Raw genomic sequence first — 2,301 nt, 5'->3', positions numbered from 1 at the left:
GGAGCGAGCATCGTGGAGGGGGCTCGCTCCCGGAGCCACGCTGGTGTGCACCAGCTCGGTGTATGTCGTGACGCAGGCGGACGTCGACGCGGGTTCGATCGACAACTCGGCTACCGCCTCGGGCACGCCGCCGACCGGTCCGCCCGTCGTCACACCTCCATCGACGACGACCACGCCCACGCCGACCACGCCCGGCCTGAGCCTGGTGAAGTCTGCGGCGATCACGAAGGACGCCAACAACGATTCGCTGGCTGGGGTGGGTGACGAGGTCACCTTCACCTTTACGATCAAGAACACCGGCAACGTCACCCTGACCGGTGTCTCGGTGGACGACCAGCTCGTGGCGCCGGCCGGGCCGGCGGTCAGCGTGAGCTGCCCCTCCACGAYGCTCGCTCCCGGAGCCACGCTGGTGTGCACCAGCTCGGTGTATGTCGTGACACAGGCGGACGTCGACGCGGGTTCGATCGACAACTCCGCTACCGCCTCGGGCACCCCGCCGACCGGTACGCCCGTGGTCACGCCTCCATCGACGACCACCACTCCCACGCCTACTCCCTCCCCGGCGCTGACGCTGGTGAAGTCGGCGGCGATCACCAAGGACGTCAACAACGATTCCTTGGCTGGGGTGGGTGACGAGGTCACCTTCACCTTCCACGTCCAGAACACCGGCAATGTCACGCTCACCGGTGTCTCGGTGGACGACCAGCTGGTCGCTCCGGCCGGGCCCGCCATCGCCGTGACCTGCCCGGCAACGACGTTGGCTCCCGGTGCCGCGATGGACTGCACCTCCAGCGCGTACGTGGTGACGCAGGCGGACGTCGACGCTGGTTCGGTCGACAACTCGGCGACTGCATCGGGGACGCCCCCGACCGGTMCGCCGGTGGTCACGCCTCCGTCGACGACCACGACCCCGACCCCCAGCCCSGCYCCGGCCCTGTCGCTGGTGAAGTCGGCGTCGATCACGAAGGACGTCAACAACGACGGCCTGGCYGGRGTSGGYGACGAGGTCACCTTCACCTTCACGATGACGAACACCGGCAACGTCACCCTGCACGACGTGACGGTCGCCGACCAGCTSGTSGCRCCCGCTGGTCCGGAGGTGACCGTGATCTGTCCCACGACCACGATCGCTCCTGGCGGCACCCTGGTGTGCACCTCGAGCGCGTACGTGGTGACCCAGGCRGACGTCGAYGCGGGTTCGGTCGACAACTCSGCTACCGCCTCGGGSACSCCSCCKACCGGTMCGCCGGTGGTCACGCCTCCGTCGACGACCACGACGCCCACGCCTGAAGCCGCACCAGGTCTGTCCCTCGTGAAGTCGCCGGCACTCACCAAGGATGCCAACGGCGACCGCCTGGCTGGCGTGGATGACGAAGTCACCTTCGCGTTCCACGTCGAGAACACCGGAAACGTCACGCTCGCTGACGTCTTCGTGGACGACGAGATGCTCAACGCCCTCGGGCTGTCGGTGTCCTGTCCGACGACGACCCTGGCTCCCGGCGCGGAGATGGACTGCATCTCTGACGTCTACGTGGTGACGCAGGCGGACATCGATGCGGGACAGGTGCGCAACATCGCCACGGCTGAGGGCACGACCCCACCCGGAGGTGGCGTCTCGTCGCCGCCGTCCGTGGTCGAGGTTCCCACGGCGGATGATGAGTCGGGCCAGTTCGGTTCCCTCGCGTTCACGGGTTCGAACCTGGTGCCGTCCGTCGCCCTGGGGCTCCTCCTGCTGGTGGTGGGCCTGCTCATGGTCGTGGTCGCCCGCCGCCGCCGCGGTGAGTCCATGGACATCTGATCACCATGCTCGAACCATCTTCACGAACAAGCAGAACGGACAACACCATGAGTAACCGCCACACCATCCGACACCAGACGCTGGTCGTGATGGGGATCCTCTCCCTCGTCACCGCTTGCTCTGGCGGCGGGGGAGGCGCTCAGGCTACCCACGACAGGGCCGGGGAGCCGACCGCTTCGGCCACCCAGCTGGGTGCGCGGGCGGCGCTCACCGGCTTCGAGTGCCAGCCGGACGAGAAGGGTTCCTGGTCCGCCACAGGCACCATCAACAATGCCGACGGCGCCAAGGCCGCGTATGTCGTGCGGATCTCGGTGGCAGGCAAGGACTCCCACGTGGTGGCAAGCGTGACCAAGAACGTCACTGTCGACGCCGCCGGCCAGTCCAAGCTCGAGGTGGCCGACTTTGGCAAGGCGACCGGCAAGGGCTTGGACTGCTCGGCGCACGTAACCCGGGCGGTCAGCTGACCGCCCCGCGCGGCGCGACAGAAGCGGCCGGTTCCGACA

Annotated in this window: 2 protein-coding genes; both read left to right on the top strand. The window is 68.1% G+C overall.

Translation table 11 applies throughout. From position 1 onward, the window contains the following. Positions 1-1,798 (top strand): DUF7507 domain-containing protein (locus AC1DX8_RS21100; protein WP_477631920.1); only part of this gene is annotated, 1,798 nt, incomplete at its 5' end. 47 nt (positions 1,799-1,845) lie between these two features. Next, entirely contained in the window at positions 1,846-2,262 is a 417-nt protein-coding gene (locus tag AC1DX8_RS21095) for a hypothetical protein (RefSeq protein ID WP_477631919.1), read from the top strand. The last annotated feature ends 39 nt before the right edge of the window (positions 2,263-2,301 follow it).

This window comes from Pedococcus sp. P2_A3, from assembly GCF_056405035.1.
The sequence above is the reverse complement of the archived record's forward strand: the minus strand, read 5'-3'. Positions and strand labels throughout refer to the sequence as shown.

Bases quoted from the DNA above. Each gene is read 5' to 3' on its own strand.
- AC1DX8_RS21095 (WP_477631919.1), top strand. From the start codon at position 1,846: ATGAGTAACCGCCACACCATCCGACACCAGACGCTGGTCGTGATGGGG.